Raw genomic sequence first — 22,794 nt, 5'->3', positions numbered from 1 at the left:
GTCGCACGCTTATACGCTTTGTTCTTTATTGAACTTTTAAAACATGAATGGATACGACGTTATAATAATTGGTAGTGGCATGGGCGGTTTGGTTTGCGGAGACATTCTTAGCCGCGAAGGTTATAGCGTGTGCATTATAGAGAAGAATAAACAAATTGGCGGGTGCCTGCAGATTTATGCAAGAGACAAAGTGGTATTCGATTCAGGTGTGCATTATGTGGGAGGGCTTGATAAAGGGCAAAATCTTTACCAGCTTTTCAAATATCTTGGATTGATGGACAAACTGAAGCTGGAAAGAATGGATGAAAATGCGTTTGATAAAATCATTATCAGTGGTGATGAAAAAGAATATGCATTGGCACAGGGCTATGAAAACTTCATTGCAACACTTGTACAGGATTTTCCCGAAGAAGCAACTGCTATAAGAGCGTACTGTGATAAAATAAAGGACATCTGTAAAAAATTCCCTTTGTACAATCTTGATACAAGAGATGGCTACGAAGAAAAAACAAGCATACTTGATATAGATACCAAAGGTTTTATTGAATCACTTACAGGTAATAATAAACTGCAGGCAGTACTTGCAGGCAATAATGAATTATATGCAGGTGTAGGCAACGAAACACCATTTTATGTGCATGCACTAATTACCAATAGCTATATAGAAAGTTCATGGAAATGTGTTGATGGCGGCTCGCAGATTGCAAAATATATGGCCAAAAATATAAGAACCAATGGCGGTACAATCTTTCGAAACACAAAAGCAGTAAGCATTGTAGAAGATAAAGGAAAAGTTGATCATGTTATCCTGGAAGATGGTTCAAAATTGTATGCGGAACATTTTATATCAAACCTGCATCCTGTAAAAACACTTCAACTTACAGAGACAACTGTTTTTAAGCAGGCTTATAAAAACAGGATGCATAGTTTAAAAGATACGATCTCCTGCTTTATTGTAAACATAGTTTTGAAAAAAGATTCTTACAAATATCATACACATAATTATTACTGGCACAGAGAAGGGCATTTATGGTCGCAGACAGCATACACGGAACAGGATTGGCCATTAGGTTATGCCATTTTTATTTCAGCAACATCAAGATCAAAAGAATATGCAGAAGGATTTACCATATTTACTTACATGCGCTATGAAGAAGTGAAAGAATGGGAAAATACTTTTAATACTGTCTCAGCAGAAAGCAGCCGTGGAGAAAGCTATGAAGCTTTCAAGAAAAGAAAAGCGGAGAAATTGATAGATGTTGTTTCTGAAAAATTTCCGATGCTTAGAAGCTGCATAAAATCTTACTACACTTCAACACCACTTTCTTTCCGTGATTATATCGGAACAGACAATGGTTCTCTTTATGGAATAGCCAAAGATTATAAAGAACCTTTAAAAACTTTTATTTCTCCACGCACTAAATTGCCAAATCTTTATTTTACAGGTCAGAACCTGAATTTGCATGGTGTACTTGGCGCAGCAATAAGTGGCCTGGTAACCTGTACGGCAGTAATGAACAGCAATGAATTCATAAAAAAAATCAAGAATGCTTAGAAGAAAGAAGTTTTGGAAAAGGGTAGCATATGTGTTTGGAAGCTTTATAGCATTGCTCCTTATTTTGTTTTTATATCTGGCATGGATTGCAAAAATTGATCCGCCGGAAATAAAAGATAAAAGCAGTTTACAATTAACACGCACAGAAGTAAGCCCTGATTTTTATACACTAAAAAATGATTGGTTTCATAAAAGCAATACAGGTCTTTACGAATTATATACAGAAGGCCAACCTTTTGAACGTGGTGTTATTAATGGAAAACTTACCAAAGAATTGATCTGGCGACAGGAAGATAATTTTAGTGCGCAAATAAAAAAGATGATTCCGTCTGATTTTTATTTGCACTTTCTAAAATATTTTATTGGATGGTTCAACAGGGATCTTGCAAAAAATATTACAGAAGAAGACAAGGAAGAGATTTTTGGTGTGTCTCAATCTGCATCTGATAAATACGATTACATTGGTGATAATTATTCACGCATTTTAAATTATCATGCGGCGCACGATATTGGTCACGCATTGCAAAGCATGGCATTAGTTGGTTGCACTTCATTTGGTACATGGGGTGCTATGTCTCAGGACAGTACGATGATCATTGGTCGCAATTTTGATTTTTATGTAAGCGATGATTTTGCAAAAGAAAAGATCATTTCATTCTGCAAACCCTCACAAGGTTACAAGTTCATGTATGTAACATGGGGAGGTTTCACAGGCGTTGTTTCCGGCATGAACGAAAAAGGGCTAACAGTAACTATCAACGCCGCAAAATCAGATATACCAGGCGGCTCCGCAACGCCGGTATCTCTTGTTGCAAAAGAAATTGTGCAGTATGCAAAGAATATAGATGAAGCAATCGCCATAGCGAAGAAGAGAAAAATGTTTGTATCAGAATCTTTCCTCGTGGGTTCTGCAGCAGATAAAAAAGCGGTCGTTATTGAGAAGACCCCGGACTCTCTTGATGTGTACGATCCAAATAAAAATTTCATTACATGCGCTAATCATTTCCAGGGACCGCAGTTAAGCAAATTAAAATCAAATCTGGAACAGATGGATCAAAGTGCATCAATTTACAGATACAATCGCTTGTCTCAATTGCTGCAGCAAAATGGAAAAAACACTGTTGAAAAAACAATTGCAATTCTAAGAGATCATGAGGGTATAAATAATGCAGACATTGGTCTGGGGAACGAAAAAGCGTTGAACCAATTTATCGCACATCACTCCATTGTATTTGAACCGGAAAAATTAAAAGTGTGGATATCTACATCGCCCTGGCAATTGGGTCAGTTTGTTTGTTATGATCTTACTAAAGTATTTGCGATGGCTGGCTCAAAAAAAGACCAGGAAATTTATGATACGGCACTGACTGTACCTGCAGACCCGTTCATGCAAACACAACAGTTCAAAAATTTTCTTGATTACAGGAATTATGCACATGAAATAACTGACGGCAAGACGATTAACGCAGACAACATCATTGCAAAGAATCCAAACTATTATCATGCGTATGTTTTGGCAGGAGATTATTCTTATAAGAAAGAAGAATACAAAAAAGCGTTGAGCTATTATAAAACCGCATTAACAAAAGTTATTGCAACAAAAAAAGAGGAAGATCATATAAAAGCGCAAATAGAAGCCTGTAATAAAAAGTTAGCCGATTGATCATGATAAAAGGCATAGGAACAGATATTATAGAAGTGGAGCGGATTGCTTCAAAAATTCAAAAAGAAAATGGATTTCGTGAACTCGTGTTCTCTGCTGAAGAAATAAAATATTGCGAAGCAAAAACAAACAAATACGAACATTACGCAGCACGCTTTGCTGCGAAAGAAGCGCTGGGAAAGGCTTTGGGCTTAGGTTGGGCAGAAGGAACAACCATAAACGAAGTGGAAATTCGCAACAACGCCGAAGGTAAACCATACATCAATTTTTTAGGAGAAACAGCAAAAAAAATTGCTTCATTGAATTTAGGAAACATTCATGTTTCTTTGTCTCACATAAAAACATTTGCAACTGCCATTGTAATTATTGAACAACAGCATGGATCATAAAAACAATATTGCATTTCAATCTGCAGCAGAAATAAAAAAAATACAGGAAACAAAACTGAAGGAATTGCTTGTTTACCTGCAAAACAATTCTCCCTATTACAAACAACTTTTTGCGGAGAACAATATTGATGTTTCAAAGATCAATACGCTTGAAGATCTTGCAGCTTTACCAACAACTGGCAAAGAAGAATTACAAACAAGCAATGATGATTTTTTATGCGTCCCCAAAAACAGGATCATTGAATACACTTCTACATCAGGCACTATTGGCAAACCTGTTACCATTGCATTAAGTGATAATGATCTCAATCGTCTTGCGCTCAATGAATATTCATCTTTTTTATGCGCTGATGGTTCTGCATCTGATATATATCAACTCATGCTTACGCTTGACCGCCAGTTTATGGCAGGCATGGCATATTATACAGGCATACGAAAAATGGGTGCGGGTATTATTCGTGTTGGTCCGGGCGTTCCATCATTGCAGTGGGAAACAATTGCAAGATTGCAACCAACTGCGATCGTAGCCGTTCCTTCATTTATTGTAAAACTTATTCAATTTGCAGAAGAACATAAAATTGACCTCAATAATTCTTCTGTGAAAAAAGCAATTTGCATTGGCGAGAATATCCGCAATACAGATTTCTCTTTGAATGTGCTGGGTAAAAAAATTACGAATGCCTGGAATATTAAATTGTATTCTACCTATGCATCTACAGAGATGCAGACTGCATTCACGGAATGTACTACACAACATGGCGGACATTTGCAACCAGATCTTCTTATAGCTGAACTATTAGATGATGATGGAAACCCTGTTGCAGCAGGCAATCCCGGCGAAGTAACAATTACAACACTCGGGCTGGAAGCTATGCCACTACTACGTTACAAGACCGGTGATATCTGCATTGCTCATCACGAATCGTGTAGCTGCGGTAGAAATACTTTGCGCCTCTCTCCCGTTATCGGCCGTAAAAAACAAATGATCAAATACAAAGGCACCACGCTTTTCCTTCCTGCACTTTCAGATATTTTAAATGAGATGGCAGACATACAGGATTATGTTGTGGAAGTTTATGCAAACGATCTGGGTACAGATGAAATTTTATTACACCTTGTTCGCACAAACGAAACTGAAGAAACAGATCATAAAATACGTGCTTATTTGCAGGCAAGACTGCGTGTTAGCCCGCACGTTAAATATGTTGCCAAAGATCAAATGATGCAGTTGCAATTCCCCGATGCAGGCAGAAAACCAAGAAAATTTATTGACAAGAGATAATATATTTTTTTGCAGGCTGCAGCTCTTGGTGTCATCGCCTCTTGTGTCACTCACTTGTACGTCCGGAACATTAATCCTCAATAGTCAATCATGAAAGGTCAATAAATTTTGAACAGTTATTTTATTCACCATTGACGACTAACCATTCACCAGTACAAGAGTGCGACGCAAGTAAAGCTGAATTGCAACCAAAAGCCGGGAACAAAATACTTGAATAATTAATTTTAGCTTTCTCTTTCCCCATGTAACAACATATTCACTGCATGATCGAAGGAACCAGCACGGATGACTTCACCGGCATTTACAAAAAATATTTCATCTGCATTTTGTATAGTGTTTAAGCGATGCGCAATAATTACACGGGTAGTGCTTTCGGGAAGTTTGTTTAGAATGTCTTGCAAAATTTGTTCGGTGATGGTATCTATATTGGCAGTGGCTTCATCTAAAATAAGCAATGCAGGATTGCGCAATACAGCACGCATAAAGGCAATGAGCTGTTTTTGACCAAGACTTATGCTTTCTCCGCCTGAGGTTATTTCAGTATCAAGACCTTTTTCAAAAATATTGAGCAGGCTTTGCAAACCAGCAGATTGAATGGTTGCTTCAAGTTGCTCATTGCTGAAATTTTTATATGCTTCGTTGCTATACAAAATATTTTCCCGCACAGTACCCGTAAAGAGAAATGGTTCCTGTAATATAAAACCAATCCTGTCACTTCGTTCATCAGGTTGGTAACTACGAATGTCTTTACCATTGAGCAATACCATGCCTTTTACAGGATCATACAATCTTGCGATCAATGATGCAGTGGTTGTTTTACCGCCACCTGTTGGGCCAACCAATGCATACGTTCTGCCGCGTTCCAATGTAAAATTAATGTGGTGCAAAATTTCTTTGTCTTTATTATACCCAAATGAAACATCACGAAATTCCATGATTGCACCATTCATATTCTCTTTAGTATTGCTTGCTATTACAGGCAGGTTTGTTTCCAGATTTAAAATATAGGATATCCTGTCCCACCCTGCCATTGCCACCTGGAAGCCCGTCCATAATGCAGCAAGTTGTCGCAATGGGTTATAGAAATTTGTAGCATAGGCAAGATAGCTTACCAGCAACCCAATAGAAAAATGCCCGGTAGCAATAAGATATATACCAAACGTAAGTACAATTAGTTGTGCGAGTCCTGCAAAAAAGCCATATACAGGTATAAATACATTATTTGCAATACCGGCAGCAATGGCACTTGTATAATTTTGCTGATTGGCTTCGTTAAAACGGTTGCGAAAATAATCTCTTCGATTAAATGCGATGATGACTTTAAAATTATGCAGGCTCTCCTGTATCTCTGCACTGAGGCCACCTGTACGCTGCATGCTGAGTGCATTTCTTTTTTTAATCCATGGCGAAGCAAATTTGGTAAAAAGAAATATCAGTAATCCTGGTATGAGCGTAGCAACACCCAGTTCAAAATTAATAGCCAGCAAAAAGATGCCGGCACCAGTCATAGTAACAATTGTTCCTATAAACTGCATCAGCGATTGTGAAAAGAATTGATTGATCTTATCTGAATCATTATTAACCCTTGAAATAAGGTCACCTGCTTTATTTTGATTAAAAAAATCAACGGGTAATTGCTGCAGTTTTGTAAAAATGGAATTACGCAGTTTAAATAACATACGTTGCCCCACACCGCCCATGCCTCTTGATTGCAGGTAACTGGCTACGGCTGCCACAATATACATGGCAAGTAATATACCTGCCCACATTAATACACCAGCATAATCTTTGTGCACTATGTAAGTATCTATTACATAGCCAATGATAAAAGGACCAAGCAGGTTTAGCCCCGAGTTAGTAAGTATGGCAACCAACGCCAGAAAAAGGTTGCGGCGCTCTTCCTTTATCAGCTGCAACAATCTTTTCAACGCATTGAGTGTTGATGTTTTCTGTTGTGCCGTTCCAATATCATTGAGGTTGTAATTCATAATTGCTTGTGCTCTGCTGTGAATTAAAAATCTGTATGTATTCCGGGCTTTGCTTCATTAATTCGGAATGTATACCGGTAGCTACAATTTCGCCTTCCATTAATACGATGATCTGGTCAAAGTTCTCTGCCGTAGCTATTTTTTGTGTAACAGAAACTAATGTAATATCAGGATAGTTCTGCCGCAGGTTTTTCAGGATTTTCGTTTCGGTATTGGTATCTACACGTGCTGTAAAATCATCGAGTAATAATATTTTCGGATTAATAGCCAATGCTCTTGCCAGCATCATACGTTGCTTTTGACCACCTGATAAACTGGTGCCTCTTTCTGAAATAACTGAATCCAATTTATCAGGAAGCGAATCAATAAACTCTTTCAATTCAGCAGTGGCAATGGCTTTGGCAAGTGATTCATCTGTAACAGTGTTGCTGAATGCAATATTCTCTCGTATACTCATATTGAACAGAATGCTATCCTGAAAAACAAAACCTACCTGGCTGTAAAAGTTCTCTTTGTTGTAATCCTGAAGATTTACTCCGTCGAATGTAATACTGCCTTCAGTTGGTTTTATTAAACCAGTTAACAGGTGCAGCAATTGTGTTTTGCCTGCAGCAGTTGGTCCAATTACCGCTAAAGTAGAACCACCCCTAACTGAAAAGCTAATATGCTGCAAGGCTGGTTTCTGTCCATAGAAAACAGACACGTCCCTTAATTCAATATTGCCTTTTAAATATGCTCTGTTGGTTCCCTTATCCGGCACCTCCGGCACATCGATGACCGCTTTTATACGCTGATAACTCGCACTTGCCTGTGCTATCACATTGCTCATAAAGCCAATAACCAGTATAGGAAAAATAAGCAATGAAAGATAACTGCTAAAGGCTGCATAATCGCCAAGTGACATGCTACCACTTATTACAAATTTGCCACCGATAGTAAGTATAGCTAATCCCGCTAAATTGGATGTAAAAATGATTACAGGAATAAGACCTGCAAATAATTTTAAAATACTTAATCCAAGATCTTTTGCTTTTGTATTGGCAGCAAGAAATTTATCGTATTCCAGTTGTTGTGAATTGATGACCCTAATGATTGCCGCGCCAAGAATGCTCTCATTAATCACTTTATTTAATCTGTCCACCACCTGTCTGCTTTGTAAAAATATTGCCCTGACTTTTTTTAACACAAAAAAGAATGCTCCACCAATAATTGGAATAATTGCTACTATAGCGAATGCAAGTTTCCAGTTAATGGAGAACAACATTATGCAGGCTCCAATAATAATGATGACAGAAGATACAATAGACACGATCGCCTGTGACACAAACATCTTAATAGAATCAACATCTGCAGTTAAGTTGGTTAATAATTTTGCCGGATTAGATTCTTCTATATATGCATAACTCTGTGTAGATATTTTATAGGAAAGTTGGGAGCGCAAATCTCTGGCTACTTTCTCAGAAGTATATACCTGCACAACACCCTGCAGATAAGTGAAAATAAAAATAATCAGAGAGGCGCCAAAAAACTCGATCAATATCTTTTGTAATACATAATTTTTTGGCCAGGCATCAATACCATTGGCTATTATTTTAGGTAACATCAGGTTTATGCCGTTACTTAATAATGTAAAACTTATAAGCAGGAAAACCATACCATTGTAAGGCTTAAGGATACTGAATATACCCGGACCTTTGGTGGCTGCAGATTTGAAACGTGCCATTGTATTGCTATGCGTTATTGGTAGATATACCTGCGAAAATTAATTAAAAATAATGGCAAATAAGTTATTTACTTCTTTAAGGCATTTGTTTGGTGCATAAAAAAAATCTTGAAAAGAGGTGTTGTGTCCAGAACAGGAATCGAACCTGCACTACGTTGCGATAACCAGATTTTGAGTATCTTTTTTTTGAACATCCATCTTTTTAGAAAAGGATTTGTAATAATAAATATACTATACTAAAAATGTATTTCTTAAATTCCCGGTTATTGACAACATCAGTAGCTATTTTAGCAATCAGCTACTGTAATAGCTAAAGCAATAATTTAAATAATCATGGAGCTTTTTGTTTTATTTTCCGCTTTAATTTCCCTGGCTGCTTTTTTTTCATACATTAACGTAAGATTTTTAAAACTACCATCCGGTATAAGTTTAATGCTAATGGGCACAATCGCAGCTATTGCTGTAATTATTGCCGGATCCTTTTCCAGTGGGTTTAGTGCGCTTGTAGAAGAGAAATTGCTGTTAATAGATTTTTCAGAATTTTTACTTGGCATTTTATTAAGTTTTCTGCTTTTTGCAGGGTCATTGCATGTTCAGTTAGATGATTTGAAAACTGCAGCAAAAAGTATTATTAGTTTTGCTACATTAGGCACCCTCATTTCCACCTTTGTTATTGCTACAGGATTATTCTACCTTGTTCAGTTATTTAATGAACAAATTCCTTTTATCTATTGTCTTCTCTTTGGGGCATTAATCTCACCTACCGACCCTATTGCTGTTATGGGCATTTTAAAAAGTGCAAGACTGTCTAAAACTATTGAAACTAATATCATTGGTGAATCATTATTTAATGATGGTATTGGCGTTGTGGTCTTTACTACGGTATTAAAAATCGCAACTTCGTCAGAAGATAATTTTGGAGTTCCTGAAATCAGCATGCTGTTTTTACGGGAATCAGGCGGTGGCATTATAGCAGGCCTTGTAATCGGAATAACAGGTTACTTATTGATGAAATCTATCGATCATTTTCAAACTGAAATTTTAATTTCATTAGCCATGGTAATGGGCGGCTACAGTCTTTGTCATTACCTGCACGTATCCGGCCCATTAGCAATGGTTGTTGCAGGTATAATGACAGGAAACAAAGGCAAAGCACTTGCAATGAGTGATATAACCAGAGATTATCTTGGTAAATTCTGGGAGATCACTGATGAAATATTGAATGCGGTTTTATTCCTGCTGATTGGACTGGAGTTAGTTATAGTTGATTTTAAATTTCAATACTTTTTTATTGGCTTAATCACCGCTTTACTATTAGTTGTAGCCAGGTACATTTCTTTGTTTTTCCCCGCCTGGCTATTGGGTTTTAAAAAAGCCCTTGGTAATAACACCCTGACAATAATGACATGGGGAGGTTTACGCGGAGGCATATCCATTGCTCTTGCCTTGTCATTACCGGCCGGGTCTTACAAATACCAGTTAGTTTCAGTCACTTTCGTTATTGTCTTGTTTACTATATTAGTGCAGGGTTTTACCATTGAAAAGCTAATCAAAAGATTAAACAGGTAATTACAAGACTGTAGAAATTTTCCCTTTACGCCGAACCATTGATTATCTATTATGGCTTCGCTCTTAATTTTATTATTTTATCATTAGAACTGATATACATGAGATTTTTGCACAAAACTTTTAGCATTTATGAAGGTACTGATAAGGAGCAAACCATTGATGCTATCAGCAAAGGTGTAACGTTGCAAGGCTATAATATCTGGATATTGATTTGCTCGGCCATGCTAGCTTCCATAGGCTTGGATACAAATTCTACCGCGGTAATTATTGGCGCAATGCTTATCTCTCCTTTAATGTCTCCTATACTTGGTGTGGGGTTATCCATTGCTATACACGATAAAGAACTTCTATTCAGATCTGTTCGCAATCTAAGTATTGCAGTTATATTAAGCCTTGCAACTGCAGTACTCTTTTTTTTACTTACGCCATTAAGAGATGTTACTTCAGAAATTCAGGCAAGAACATACCCAACTTTGCTTGATGTACTTATAGCATTATTTGGTGGTGTTGCAGGTATTGTTTCAGCTTCCAGAAGTGAAAAAACCACTGCTATTCCCGGAGTAGCTATTGCAACCGCTTTAATGCCACCTTTGTGTACCGCTGGTTATGGTATAGCAACCGCACAATGGAATTATTTTTTTGGAGCATTTTATTTATTTTTTATTAACGCAGTTTTTATAAGTCTTGCCACATTTATAATTGCCAAGTATTTAAAATTTCATGAAAAAGAATATGTAGATGAGCGAATGCAAAAGTTGTATTCAAGATGGTTTACTGTGCTTGCCATAATTGTTATTTTACCAAGTATTTATTTTCTGTACACAGTGTATAAAAAAGAATCTACCAAAAAACAATTGCAATCATTCGTGTTAGATAAAATTCAAAGTGGCGGCAACGAAATACTTAAATGGGAATTACAGCCCACGGATTCTGCTACGCTCATAAAAGTATATCATTCGGGAAACCCCATCAGAAAAGATGAAGTTTCTTCTATTGATAGTGTACTGCGACAAAATGGCTTAAGTAATTACAGGCTAAAAGTGTTTCGTGTTAATCTTACAAAAGAAGAGATCAGCAGTCTTACGGCCGAAGCTGCAAGGCAGGCAATTAACGAAATTCAGTTGCAGTCCATTAAAGAAACTCTTCCTGTAGTATTAAAAGATTCTATAAAATTTTATAACAACATTGCCGGCCCTGAAACCAAAATAGCTTTTCCTTTTATTGATACGGTTAAGAGCGGAATGTTCATTTCAATTTCAGATAAAAATACCGTAGATACATTACCTGTATTCTTTTACAAAAGTAAACGTAACCTCAGCAATAGTCAAAAAGCGCAGTTATATCAATACCTGCTGCTGCGTTCAAATAAAGATACAGTGGCGTTACTGCCATTTTAAACCATTAGTAATATTATTCAAAAAATAAGTTATTAGCTTTTTGTACCCTGCAGCAGGTATCTGTTTAGCTTTGGTTGCGTCGCACTCTTGTACGTGCAGATCATACTTCGTCAGATGCCGCTTGAAATTATAATGCACAAGAGTGCGACGCAACAGAAGTAGCTTTCTTATTCTTTAGCAGATAACAAAACTGTATTTTATTGAATTCAAAGAAAATGAGGAGTGTAAATAAAAAACATCCCTTTAAAAAGAGATGTTTAACCAAACTGCCTGCGTAAAAGCTGGTAAAGCTTTTCATAGTATTGCATCAGATTACTTATAATTAACAAATAGACCCTTTATGTTTTTAAAAAAGCAAAATGAGATCATTTAGGTTTTTTGCTTTTTTCTGCAAAACCTTTGTGTAATATTAATTATTCAACATGTTCTTCAACTAATTCTCCGTTTACTATACACATAGAGGTTGAATTATCTGACAAAAGATTTTGCAGAAAATCATCTGACCAAAAATCAATATCATAATATTCCACTTGTTCATACAACCGTTGGATCCGCATTTGTTTATCCTCATCAGCAAGCGTTAGTGCATGCAATAAACTTTCTTTCAGTGAGCGCAGATCATAAGGGTTGGTGAGAATTGCATACGGTAATTCAACTGCTGCACCTGCAAATTCAGAGAGTATCAACACGCCTTTTGGATTTGATAATTGGCCTTGTGCTGCCACAAATTCTTTTGCCACCAGGTTTAGTCCGTCCCGGAGAGGAGTGATCCATGCAATATCTGCCGCAGCATAATAGGTAACAATTTCTTCAAAGGGTAATGAGCGGGAAAATAATCTTATGGGAATCCAGTTCATGCTTGCATACTTACCATTGATCCTACCGATGGCATGTTCAAGATCATGCTTTATTTTATCATAGATCTTCATACCGGAAGCAGGTGGCGTACAAATATTTACCAGCTCAACTTTACCTCGGAATTCTGCATATTCATCGAGGAATTGTTCAAATGCCAGTACTTTTTCAAGCGGCCCTTTTACATAATCCAACCGCTCCACACTGAGAATAAGTTTCTTGCCATGCATTGATTTCTTTATGCCGTTTATTTTATCAAGCATAACCTCCTGTTGCAGCAATTCTTTAATGTAATTGACATTAATTCCAACAGGGTTAGCACCAAGTTTTACCTTCCGCTGCCCTGTATCAATTCGGGTTGTCATTTGTTGAACTCCTAAAGCGGTACTATAGGTTAAATATCTGGGTGCACAATTCACCTTTTCCAATACAGTTATTGGGAAAAGGCTTTTTACTACATCAACAAAATTTTCTACATATCGTGGTATATGAAAACCTACATAATCACATTGCAGGAGGCTGCTGATAATTTCTCTTCTCCACGGAAGTATATTGAAAGTATTGGCTGCAGGGAATGCGGTATGATGGAAGAAACCAATTTTTAAATCGGGCCTTAATTGTCTTAATAATCCCGGCACCAGCCAGAGATTGTAATCATGGATCCAGATAATAGCACCAAAGTCTGCCTGCTCAGCAGCTTTTTCCGCAAACAACCTGTTAATATCTACAAAATGATCCCAGTGATGATGATTGAATTTTACTTTTTCTATAAATGCAAATATGGTTGGCCAGAATGCTTCCTTTGCAAATGTTTTATAAAATATCTCCACTTCTTTTTTTGTAAGCCCGATCCTTGAAGCCATCAGATTTGGGTATTGTTCTTTTTCAATGTAAACATTACGAAGCAATTCTCCTTTCTTACTTACTTCTTCCCAGGCAATCCATACACCCGGGCGGCCATTGGCAAAGTAACCCTGCAACGTTGGCAATATTCCGTTGGGGCTTTTGGGCGGCACATTTTTTATAACCCCGTTGATCTCCTTTTTTTCGTAAGGAAAACGATGATACATCATTACCAGTTGTTGTGCGTCGTTGGTTTCAACAGGCGTCTCGTGTTCGATAAAACTTTTTATATAAGCCCCGAAAACGTCAATCGTGGACATGGCTTCTAAAATACCTCCTGCGCCATCTTCTTTTGCATGATATACTTCCGGTATAGACAACGTTGCGTCAACCAGTCTTTTCTCAGCATTACCTACTACAACACCTTTATAACCGCATTCATACATTTGAAGATCGTTCAATGTGTCTCCGGCAACAAGCACCGTTTCTCCATCAGCTTTAAGGAATTCAATAAGATTAATAAGCGTAGTTCCTTTATTGACATCTTTAGGTAATATATCCAGAAATTTATTTGCAGAGAATATGACATCACAGTCAAGTTCAACAACTCGCTTAGTTACTTCATGAATAAGATCAGGGTCATTGGTAAAAAAGGAACACCTGCGTTGCTGCGGCACTTCCTGGTATTGTAATCTTTCCAGATCTGCAAGGCACTTTATAATTTTTCGCCTGCCCGGCCATTTTTTTTCTATTTCATTTTGTAATAATTCGACAGGCTCTAGTGTATGACCATTTACAATGGTTGCCCCGACATCGCATATTATGTAGTCAGGATTAGGTATAATTGGATCGTTCAATATGGGAATTACTGATTCCAGGCCGCGGCCTGTTACAAATACAAGACTTATATTCTTGTTCTTTCTGATTAGCCTGTATAGTTTTTGTTTATCTAAGCTTTTCCCTCCCAGGAAAGTCCCATCCAGATCTGTTGCCAATATCATAAATTACTTTTTTAAATTAACATAATTGCTGTTCAAGCAATTTAAATTCATGAAAAGGATTTGCATGCTGATGCAGTATCCTATACACGCTATTAATAACCGGTAAAGAAATATTCAGGTCACTTAACATCGGGGCCAGCTCTTTTGATGCATTATAACCTTCTGCTACCATTTCCATTGCCTGCAATGCATGGCTTACATGAATACCGCGGCCAATTAATTTTCCCAGTGTTCTGTTCCTGCTAAACCCAGAATAAGCCGTAACAAGCAGGTCTCCAAAATATACAGAGTCATAAACGCTTCTGTTTGCATGTATACATGATAAGAAACTGTCTACTTCACGCATTGAATTACTGGTAAGAACAGCCTGGAAATTTTCGCCATAATGCAAGCCCGACGCAATACCTGTTGCAATGCCGATGATGTTTTTAAGTATAGAAACATATTCAACACCCACCGGATCATTGTTGGTAACAGTGCGTATATAGGGCACAGAAATACTATCTGCAATTTTTTTAACCCATACCGGGTCTTCGCCGGAAATGGTTACGTAGGTATTTCTTTTCATGCCAATTTCTTCTGCATGACAAGGGCCACCGATAATCAATACGGGCTCGCGCAAATCAAAATATTTTCTGATATATAAACCTGGTGTACTACCTGAAGATGGAATAATTCCCTTTATAGAAACAGCTACTGCTTTGTTATGTATCCAATCTTTGTTTATAGATTGTATAATTTCCTTTAAATAGATGGAGGGGACAGCAAGAACAATGAGTTGTGCATGTAATATAGCTTCTTCCATACTAGTCGTTGGCCTGATAAAATTAAGATCAAGTTCTGCATAGCTCAGGTATCGGGGATTACGTTTATTCAACCTTATATACTCAGCCTGATCTCTATTACGAACCAGCCACGATATGTATATTCCACTTTCAGAAAAAATTTTTGCAAGTGCAGTTGCCCAGCTACCACTACCTATTATTGCGATATTTTTTAACATGAAAAGTAAAGGTATCAACGTAGTATTAGGGTATAATTAGAGATGCATTAGAATTGTATTAGAAGCTTAACACAATTTTTAAAATATAATTTGCCAGGCATTATTACAAATATTAAGCTGTACTTGCGTCGCACACTTATACGCTTAGTTCATTGCGGTTTTCAAATCAAACTCAGTAAAGTGGCACGCCGCCTGGATGCCAAAATCCAGCGTTCGTCTTGGAAATGGAGTATAGGCATAATCGCTTCATTCATATCATAGAGTTACCTCTTTGAGAGAACTTAATTAACAACCATAGGGTCAAAAATTGTTTGTTGAGAGTACAACCTGCTCGCCGGGGTATTGAATATTAGTATTATTTTCTGCTGTAATGAAAACCTTTTTTGGTTTAAAAGAAGTAACAGTTTCTAAAGAACCTTTTAAAGCATTTGAAAAGAGGCTGCTGGAACTTTTTAACTGACCAATATTTTTTATGCCATTATTCTCAGTTTCTATCCATACTACGTAATACTCTCTTGCAGGTTGCAGCCTTGAAGCATCAGCTAAACGCTCTATATTTATAGATATGGCGTAATTACTATTCTTATCCTTTTTTACTTTAACTGAACCTTCGGCCGCAGGTACTACTGAAGAATTGTTAAAAGATACTTTTCTTGAACAGGAATTTAATACTATAAAAGAAAGGCCTAACAGAATCGTAAATAATACTCCGGAGCTGAATTTATTTTTAAGCATCATATGTGTTTTCTTGTTGTGTAAATTCACAACACTTGTATAGATACAATATACGAGCCTGTTATTAGTACCTCGTTAATGCATCATTAGAATCTCCTAAGAAAAAAGTTTATTACCTAAATAATTAATCTGACACCATGCAGATCTGAAATACGATGGGAAAATTTATCGCCAGGGGAACTGATAAACATAAAATTGGTTGGTATATTCCACTTTTTACTTAATTCATCTATAAGCTGCGGACCGAAAATTCCATTCATTTGCAGAAACTCAATATCTATTTCCGGGTAAGCACGGTCAAGTACTTTCAGGTCTGTAAGAAAAGAAGGAACAATTTCCTGGCCATCTTTTAATACTGTAACAATTTTTAGTTTAGTGGTTATTTCATTTTCCTGGACATAGATCATCACCTTGTTTAAAATAGATATATCATCGCCTTTAGTGAAATAGACAAATTGTTGCTGAGACAGTCTGCGGATATATTTATTTATGTGTAACCTGCTAAAAGCTGCCCATTTTTTTATTACATCAAAAAAACTGGTAACGATAATAAGCATGTACTGTAAGATCTGTATTCTATTCAGCAATATGTACAGCAACAGAATGGATGGTATAAAATACTGTAGAAATACAATCAGGTATTCGGGATTTAATTTCACATTTACATAAATTGCTATCAGTACAGCAAGTACCGCTATTGCAACCAGGAAAGACGGTGCATACTCCGGTCTGGGCAGCTTTGATCTTTTAATCTTAAGCAAAAAATTTCCATACCCAAAATAAGCCATCACCAAGAGAAATGAAATGGTGTATACACCTGCCAGCGGGCCCAGTTGGCCTTTCGTAATAAACAATACAGAAAGACACAGTAAATAGAACAATATAAATATGCGTGAAGAACTGCCACGTTTATTTTCTTTTAGCAATCCTTGTGGTAATATCCTGTCAAGCGTCATACGCTTCATTAAACCTCCTACACCAACATAAGAAGTTAATACTGCACCACTCAAAACCAAAGTAGCATCAATAGAAATAAATGATGCCAGTGCCTCTCCACCTGTTTTATTACCAAGGTAGGATAGTAAGGCTTCTTTATGAAGAACTGCGTCACCTACCGGTAATACTAATATTGCTGTCAGCGCCATTAAAGGATTTATAATTGAAACAGCCATCCACATGTTGCGCAATGTTTTACGAAATACACCAGGAGCCTGCTCTTCTACAAAATTGGCTGAGCTTTCAAAGCCTGAAATACCCAGCATTGCAGTGCTAAAACCCAATATGAGTGCGGTAAAAATGCCGCCTTCTACAGGTAACTGAAAATTTTCATGCGCTATATTTAACCCATTATTAAATACAAACCAGAACCCGCTTACTATAAGTAATAGCATCGCAAACAAATGCGTAATAAAGATAATCGTTGCTACAATTGCAGATTCACTGGTACCCATAATTACCAGTACAAGAAAAAGGCTCAGCAATATTATTGTAGAGATAAAAACATTTACCTGCATAAATAAACTATGCAGGTAATGCATTGCTTCACTTGCTGAAATAACAGCGGTAACCATGTATGATAATATAGTAAGGCAGGCTGCAACAGATGCATTGCTTTTACTGGTTGTATTAAGCAAAACATTGTATGCTCCACCGTTTAAAGGCAGTGCGCCTACTACTTCACCATAAATTCTCCTGAATAAAAATAAAACGGCTGCTACCAGCAATAAAGCCAGCCATGCATACTGCCCTGCATATACTATGGTAAGTGCTGAAACATATAAACAGGAAGATGTAATATCATTTCCACAAATGGCAGTTGCGGGCAGTTGCGAAAGTTTTTTTGTGGAGCTCATCTTTTTAAATTGTAATACCAATTACAGAAGCAATCTTCTGTAAAATTATATTTTTTTGAACCAGGCCTCATAGTGTATATTAAGCTTTTGTTGCGTCGCACTCTTGTACTATATAACTTTCAGCAACATACTAATTGCTGCTTTTACGTACACATATTACAGATAACATATGGCAAACAAAAAATTATCTGGCAGGGACATCTGAAAACAAGACTGCCGGAATTATTTGCTCACCTGTTTTTATAATAATTTCTACTTATCCAAATAATTTTACTTTTTTTCGATTCTTTCAAGCATAGCTTTCATCTTAGCTATCTCTTCTTCCTGTGATTTTATGATCTGTTCAGATAACTGCTTTACTTCAGGATCCTGGATATCCGCATTTTTGCTTGTCATTATTGCAGATGAATGATGCGGTATCATTGCTTTCATGTACTGTATATCGCCAATAGGAGTCTGGGTTCTCAATGCGACAATAAAAACACCAATTAAAACAAAGCTTGAAATAATGATGATAGTATTTAATTTCTTCCTGGGATACATTTTCCCCATCATGAGTAACATTAAGATGCTCATTGGTAATATCATCAACATTGTCATATAAGTTCTGGTGGTGCTTAGATATATATGGTCTACTTCATCTACGTTTAAAAACATAACGCTGTACATAATTATAAATGAAACAACCAGCATTAGTAAAAATTTTCTGTAATTCATTATCGCGTATTTAAAATTAAAAATCCAGGTTGGCCTGGCTTATATTCTTGTATAACAAAAGCCATGCAATGAAATAGTTGATAGTTTTTTCCTGCTGAAAAGGCTAAATTGTTGAAGTGAGTGACACAACAGGCGATGCCACTGTGTTACAGCAGCTGGTAAATAAAAATCTTTAGTCGGCACTATCAATTCCGTCCGTTTCAAAATCTGCAGTATTATTTCTTCTTTTGAATAGGTCAAAGTTTGCACTGCCGAATTTATATGTGAATGTTATGCGGAAAGTTCTTACGCTCCACCTCCGATAAGAATCCTGGTAAAAGTTTTCAGTTTCATAAATATTACCAAACCTGCGTGTATTTAAAATGTCGTTGATGCTAAAAGAAAGAGAGGCAGCTTTCTTTTTTAGAAATTCTTTACGCATAGCAAAATCAGCAACAAACTGCTGTTTTGTTCTGCCTTGCGGTATTACACGTGGCCCCTGGTAATTAGCTACAAACTGAAACCCGAGATTATTGAAAAATTTGTTTGCTTGTGTGATAAACTTATAATTGGCAATCAATTTTGTTCCAAAATTAAAACCCTTATTATTTAAATCAAGTTTGTTTACGCTTGCTTTTGTAACGCGGTATTGCATATCTGCATTATAAATAAGATTTAAACCCTTACCGAGTTTTTTTTGCACAGTAAATTCTGCACCCATTCTATTGGTATAACCGGCATTAATGTATGTATTTAAAATAGCATCAGGTGAGATGGCGGCATTGCTTAACTGCTGATAAAATGCTGTTGAAATGGTGTCACTATACTGTGTAACGTCACCAACATTATTTTTGAAATACAACACTGCGAGAAATGTACCTGCGTTTTTATTAAACCTGTTGAAATAGTTTAATTCAAATGAGTTTGTGTATTCAGGTCTTAATGCGGGGTTTCCTTGCCGGATATTTAAAGGATCATTAATGTCAACAAAAGGATTTATTTCCCAAAACCTTGGCCTGCGTATTCTTTTGGAAAAATTGAATTGAATGTCTTCATTTTCACTTAAAGGTTTAGTGAGAAAAAAGCTGGGGAATAACGCATAACCCAGGTTATTAAATCCATCAGGAAAAGCATATCCAAAATTAAAATTGCTATCTACAAGAAAGCCATCTAGCTTTGAAAATTCTACACGTAATCCCAACTGGTAAGTAATAGATTTCCATTTATTGGCATAATTAAGGTAGCCTGCGTTTACCATTTCAGTATATTCATAATTGTTGCTAAGTGGCAACTTGGTTTCATGATCGGACTGGTCAATTGAGTACGTTCCGAAATTGGTAGAAGTTTTATTATAGAAACTGCGTATACCAAATTCTATTCTTTTATCATCACTCATTTTATTGCTATAATCTGCCTGTACAGTAAACTGGTGATCATTTCCTGACCCAGCATTTCGCACCATATTAGCAGGTGCATAATCAGTTCCATCAATTGCGTAAAAATCATTAGTGATGAATGATTCGTTATTCCTGCCGCCATTATTATAGGTTATATCTGCTGTAAGCTTTTTATCAGGGCGATCAAACTTTTTTTCAAAGCTTAAACGGCTGCTGTTTCTGTTGAAAGCGTTAACACCGTTTGCTGTACGTAAACCCGTATAATTTAAAGATTCATTTTTGTCAAGATAATCCTGGTCCTGGATTTCATTATTTAGAACATTGCCATTATTAAAACTTTGAGTTAGGGAAAGGGTGCTGTTGTTATCAATATAATAATCCATTCCAAACCGGATTGTTTCAAATTTTCGTATTCGCTCATTTGTTGAAGATTGATAAAAATAATCAGTTATCTGCCCATCGCTTTTATTTTGCCTGCCTGTTTCTTCGATGGCTTGTCCACCTGATCTGTTATAATTTCCGCTTACAAAAAAATTGAATTTTTCTTCCCGCAAATTCAGGTTAATATTCCCGTTTAGTAAACCGGGCGTCCCGGCACCCACGGATGCAATGCCGTTTATACCTGTCCTTTTATTCTTCTTCATAATAATGTCAATGATACCTCCGGCGCTGGATGCATCATATTTAGCGGATGGATTGGTAACTAATTCAACCCTTTCTATGTCGTCTGCGGGTATCTGGTCGAGTGTTAATATAGTAGGCCGGCCATCAATAAGTATTTGCGGACTGCTGTTTCGCATTTGTACATTACCATCTACATCAACAGAAAGCGAAGGAATATTTTTCATTACGTCAACAGCGGTACCGCCTTGAGCAGTAATATTCTTTTCAACATCAAAAATCTTACGGTCTATGTCAAACCGCATAGAAGGCGCTGCGGTTGAAGTAACTATTACATTGCCAAGCATTTTTTGACTTTGTAGTAATTTGATAGTGCCTATATTTCTGATTTCCTGTGCACCATCCCTCCGAGCTGATTGAGGTACAAATATCTCTTTGAATTTAGTGTCATATCCGATTGAAGAAACAACGAGCGTATATTTTTCACATACCGGTATGTTGCCAATAATAAACTTACCATTAGCAGTTGTAAGAGACATTTTTTTTACAATATCATTTGTGGTATTAGCATCTTTGGTTAACGCAACCCAACTTAATTCAATAGTAGCACCATTAATGCCAAGAGAAGTAGTACTATCTGCAATTACACCGGTTATTGTTATTTGTGCTGTAGTAGAATCAATTTTATTTTTTTCAACCTGTGCCGATAGAAACAGATTTATTAAAACTAATTGTATGGTTATTAAATATCTTTTCATTTGCATTTTTTTGTATTCATCCTGGATGATTTTATGGTTGTTAGTTCTAAAAGCTGTAACGTTTAAAAATAATATCGTATCAACAAATCAATTGGCGCTGATTTGTTTCTCCAGCAGTTCCAGTTCAATTTCTTTTGATTGGGGAATAGTTTCCGGTTTAATTACCAACACAGGAATATTAGCCTGGTGTATAATCTGTTGCGCATAAGGTGATAGATAAAAAGTATTTGCAGGTATATTATGTTCAGCTGAAATAATTAAAAGATCATGTTTAGTCGTAGCCTCCTGTACTGTCTTCAATATTTTTTCAGCGAATTTATCATCCCGGAAATAGTAAGATATCTTAGTCTTGATATTATCTTCTTCGAATTTTCTTTTCAGGAGATCAACCAATTTAGAAATGATATGCAGTTCATTGATGTAATCAGGGTTGCGCAAATTCATTATATGCAATGTTGCATCATTTTTATTAATTATCTCCTTCACCGTCGTATACTTTTCAAGCATACTTACTGAAGGGCGCACAGGGAAAAGTATATTTTTAAATTGCGACCAGGATTTTCCGGCAGGCACAAGCAAAACAGGGCAAAGCGCTTTTTTAGACACGTCATAGGCACAAGAACCCGCATACAGTTCTCTTTTGCCTGCATTTCCGTTCTTTCCCATAACTATAAGGTCTATTGATTCGTCGGCAATGTCCTGTAATATGCAACTTGTTATAGAGCCTGAAAAGAATGAAAAACTGCATTCAATATTGCCATCATCTTTTACGCACCTGGCAAGGGTTCCCAGCGTTCTCATTGCATCATGTGCACCATTTGAATGCAGGTGCGGGTAAAATTTATTATCATTATCATTAACGTAAACCAATTTTACAGAAGCGTCATGCCTTTTGGCTATAGATGTGGCGGTTTCCAGGGCGTTCATAGAATTGTCGCTGAAATCAATAGGAACCAATATTCTTTTTAAATGTAGCATTTGCATGTATTGTATTTTTTTATTTTTTGAAATTGCAGTTGTGAAAAAACTCTCTTAAAGTGTCATTGCTTTACTATATTGCTTACGTGCATTATAAATTCTTCCCGCAAGTTTATAATTCTGATAATCGGGGTAAATGCTTTCATAATCTGCACAATATCCTTTTTGACAATTAGCAGGTAATTAATATAAGATTAGAAAACCATTAGAATAGAAAAAAGCAGAGACATTTTTATTTGTGTAGCCCGGCAATGGTAACATTATTAAGCTTTTGTTGCGTCGCACACTTGTACTGTTGAGTAATTATGCGGCTTTATAGCGACGCAACATAAACAGAACAGCAATTGTGAAAAATATAGAATTATGCCTTTAAATTTTTATTAACTGATTCACTATGTTAAAAAGTTGCATAAAATTCAGAACGCACAAGTGAGTGACACAACAGCAGACGATAGTAGTAATGCCGTTGGCAAAAAAAATATGTAAAC

At 36.6% G+C, this 22,794-nt stretch carries 15 protein-coding genes; 6 read left to right on the top strand and 9 right to left on the bottom strand.

Translation table 11 applies throughout. From position 1 onward, the window contains the following. Positions 1 to 43: 43 nt before the first annotated feature. Genes FRZ67_RS21560 through flxY form a run of 4 tightly spaced genes read left to right on the top strand, consistent with a single transcriptional unit; the run spans position 44 to position 4,889 of the window. Positions 44 to 1,555, top strand: coding sequence for a phytoene desaturase family protein (locus FRZ67_RS21560; protein WP_147192635.1), 1,512 nt, complete (start codon positions 44 to 46; stop codon positions 1,553 to 1,555). Beyond that, positions 1,548 to 3,218: a C45 family autoproteolytic acyltransferase/hydrolase gene (locus tag FRZ67_RS21555; protein ID WP_147192634.1), complete on the top strand. Its 1,671-nt coding sequence runs from the start codon at positions 1,548 to 1,550 to the stop codon at positions 3,216 to 3,218. The genes FRZ67_RS21560 and FRZ67_RS21555 overlap by 8 nt, the downstream gene beginning before the upstream one ends. A gap of 2 nt (positions 3,219 to 3,220) precedes the next feature. After that, positions 3,221 to 3,607, top strand: coding sequence for a holo-ACP synthase (acpS, locus tag FRZ67_RS21550; protein ID WP_147192633.1), 387 nt, complete (start codon positions 3,221 to 3,223; stop codon positions 3,605 to 3,607). Then, complete coding sequence (gene flxY, locus FRZ67_RS21545) at positions 3,597 to 4,889, top strand: flexirubin biosynthesis putative acyl-CoA ligase FlxY (RefSeq protein WP_147192632.1); 1,293 nt, start codon at positions 3,597 to 3,599, stop codon at positions 4,887 to 4,889. The genes acpS and flxY overlap by 11 nt, the downstream gene beginning before the upstream one ends. Before the next feature lie 224 nt (positions 4,890 to 5,113). Here the strand turns inward: flxY and FRZ67_RS21540 are convergent, their stop codons facing one another. Both FRZ67_RS21540 and FRZ67_RS21535 read right to left on the bottom strand, forming a co-directional pair. Beyond that, positions 5,114 to 6,877 (bottom strand): ABC transporter ATP-binding protein, encoded by a 1,764-nt coding sequence (locus FRZ67_RS21540; RefSeq protein ID WP_147192631.1) that lies wholly within the window; start codon positions 6,875 to 6,877, stop codon positions 5,114 to 5,116. Then, a complete protein-coding gene (locus FRZ67_RS21535; RefSeq protein ID WP_147192630.1) occupies positions 6,858 to 8,600 on the bottom strand; it encodes an ABC transporter ATP-binding protein in 1,743 nt (580 codons plus the stop codon). The genes FRZ67_RS21540 and FRZ67_RS21535 overlap by 20 nt, the downstream gene beginning before the upstream one ends. Positions 8,601 to 8,933: 333 nt before the next feature. On the opposite strand from FRZ67_RS21535, the gene FRZ67_RS21530 reads away from it, so the two are divergent. Both FRZ67_RS21530 and FRZ67_RS21525 read left to right on the top strand, forming a co-directional pair. Next, entirely contained in the window at positions 8,934 to 10,169 is a 1,236-nt protein-coding gene (locus FRZ67_RS21530) for a cation:proton antiporter (protein WP_147192629.1), read from the top strand. 98 nt (positions 10,170 to 10,267) lie between these two features. Continuing rightward, positions 10,268 to 11,566 (top strand): TIGR00341 family protein, encoded by a 1,299-nt coding sequence (locus FRZ67_RS21525; RefSeq protein ID WP_147192628.1) that lies wholly within the window; start codon positions 10,268 to 10,270, stop codon positions 11,564 to 11,566. Between the two features lie 413 nt (positions 11,567 to 11,979). On the opposite strand, the gene ggpS is transcribed toward FRZ67_RS21525, so the two are convergent. The 7 genes from ggpS to FRZ67_RS21490 all read right to left on the bottom strand — a co-directional run bounded on the left by ggpS (position 11,980) and on the right by FRZ67_RS21490 (position 22,312). After that, positions 11,980 to 14,265 (bottom strand): glucosylglycerol-phosphate synthase, encoded by a 2,286-nt coding sequence (gene ggpS / locus FRZ67_RS21520; protein ID WP_147192627.1) that lies wholly within the window; start codon positions 14,263 to 14,265, stop codon positions 11,980 to 11,982. A gap of 16 nt (positions 14,266 to 14,281) precedes the next feature. Next, positions 14,282 to 15,268 (bottom strand): NAD(P)H-dependent glycerol-3-phosphate dehydrogenase, encoded by a 987-nt coding sequence (locus FRZ67_RS21515; protein ID WP_147192626.1) that lies wholly within the window; start codon positions 15,266 to 15,268, stop codon positions 14,282 to 14,284. A 300-nt stretch (positions 15,269 to 15,568) separates the two neighbouring features. Then, complete coding sequence (locus FRZ67_RS21510; protein WP_225975433.1) at positions 15,569 to 16,006, bottom strand: hypothetical protein; 438 nt, start codon at positions 16,004 to 16,006, stop codon at positions 15,569 to 15,571. A 113-nt stretch (positions 16,007 to 16,119) separates the two neighbouring features. Next, complete coding sequence (locus FRZ67_RS21505) at positions 16,120 to 17,856, bottom strand: APC family permease (protein WP_147192625.1); 1,737 nt, start codon at positions 17,854 to 17,856, stop codon at positions 16,120 to 16,122. A 270-nt stretch (positions 17,857 to 18,126) separates the two neighbouring features. Further along, positions 18,127 to 18,573, bottom strand: a complete 447-nt coding sequence (locus FRZ67_RS21500) for a DUF305 domain-containing protein (protein WP_147192624.1) — start codon at positions 18,571 to 18,573, stop codon at positions 18,127 to 18,129. A 172-nt stretch (positions 18,574 to 18,745) separates the two neighbouring features. After that, positions 18,746 to 21,328 carry a TonB-dependent receptor gene (locus FRZ67_RS21495; RefSeq protein ID WP_158638427.1) on the bottom strand — a complete coding sequence of 861 codons (2,583 nt, stop codon included), beginning with the start codon at positions 21,326 to 21,328 and terminating at the stop codon, positions 18,746 to 18,748. An 87-nt stretch (positions 21,329 to 21,415) separates the two neighbouring features. Further along, positions 21,416 to 22,312 carry a universal stress protein gene (locus FRZ67_RS21490; RefSeq protein ID WP_147192622.1) on the bottom strand — a complete coding sequence of 299 codons (897 nt, stop codon included), beginning with the start codon at positions 22,310 to 22,312 and terminating at the stop codon, positions 21,416 to 21,418. Positions 22,313 to 22,794: the final 482 nt, after the last annotated feature.

The sequence above is a fragment of the Panacibacter ginsenosidivorans genome, from assembly GCF_007971225.1.
Lineage (GTDB): Bacteria > Bacteroidota > Bacteroidia > Chitinophagales > Chitinophagaceae > Panacibacter > Panacibacter ginsenosidivorans.
This window is presented reverse-complemented; position numbering and strand designations above follow the sequence as displayed.

Coding starts and splice junctions, on each gene's coding strand:
- FRZ67_RS21500 (WP_147192624.1), bottom strand. CDS start 18,573: ATGAATTACAGAAAATTTTTACTAATGCTGGTTGTTTCATTTATAATT.
- FRZ67_RS21530 (WP_147192629.1), top strand. CDS start 8,934: ATGGAGCTTTTTGTTTTATTTTCCGCTTTAATTTCCCTGGCTGCTTTT.
- FRZ67_RS21540 (WP_147192631.1), bottom strand. CDS start 6,877: ATGAATTACAACCTCAATGATATTGGAACGGCACAACAGAAAACATCA.
- FRZ67_RS21515 (WP_147192626.1), bottom strand. CDS start 15,268: ATGTTAAAAAATATCGCAATAATAGGTAGTGGTAGCTGGGCAACTGCA.
- FRZ67_RS21560 (WP_147192635.1), top strand. CDS start 44: ATGAATGGATACGACGTTATAATAATTGGTAGTGGCATGGGCGGTTTG.
- FRZ67_RS21510 (WP_225975433.1), bottom strand. CDS start 16,006: ATGATGCTTAAAAATAAATTCAGCTCCGGAGTATTATTTACGATTCTG.
- acpS (WP_147192633.1), top strand. CDS start 3,221: ATGATAAAAGGCATAGGAACAGATATTATAGAAGTGGAGCGGATTGCT.
- FRZ67_RS21505 (WP_147192625.1), bottom strand. CDS start 17,856: ATGAGCTCCACAAAAAAACTTTCGCAACTGCCCGCAACTGCCATTTGT.
- FRZ67_RS21490 (WP_147192622.1), bottom strand. CDS start 22,312: ATGCAAATGCTACATTTAAAAAGAATATTGGTTCCTATTGATTTCAGC.
- flxY (WP_147192632.1), top strand. CDS start 3,597: ATGGATCATAAAAACAATATTGCATTTCAATCTGCAGCAGAAATAAAA.
- FRZ67_RS21535 (WP_147192630.1), bottom strand. CDS start 8,600: ATGGCACGTTTCAAATCTGCAGCCACCAAAGGTCCGGGTATATTCAGT.
- FRZ67_RS21555 (WP_147192634.1), top strand. CDS start 1,548: ATGCTTAGAAGAAAGAAGTTTTGGAAAAGGGTAGCATATGTGTTTGGA.
- FRZ67_RS21495 (WP_158638427.1), bottom strand. CDS start 21,328: ATGAAAAGATATTTAATAACCATACAATTAGTTTTAATAAATCTGTTT.
- FRZ67_RS21525 (WP_147192628.1), top strand. CDS start 10,268: ATGAGATTTTTGCACAAAACTTTTAGCATTTATGAAGGTACTGATAAG.
- ggpS (WP_147192627.1), bottom strand. CDS start 14,265: ATGATATTGGCAACAGATCTGGATGGGACTTTCCTGGGAGGGAAAAGC.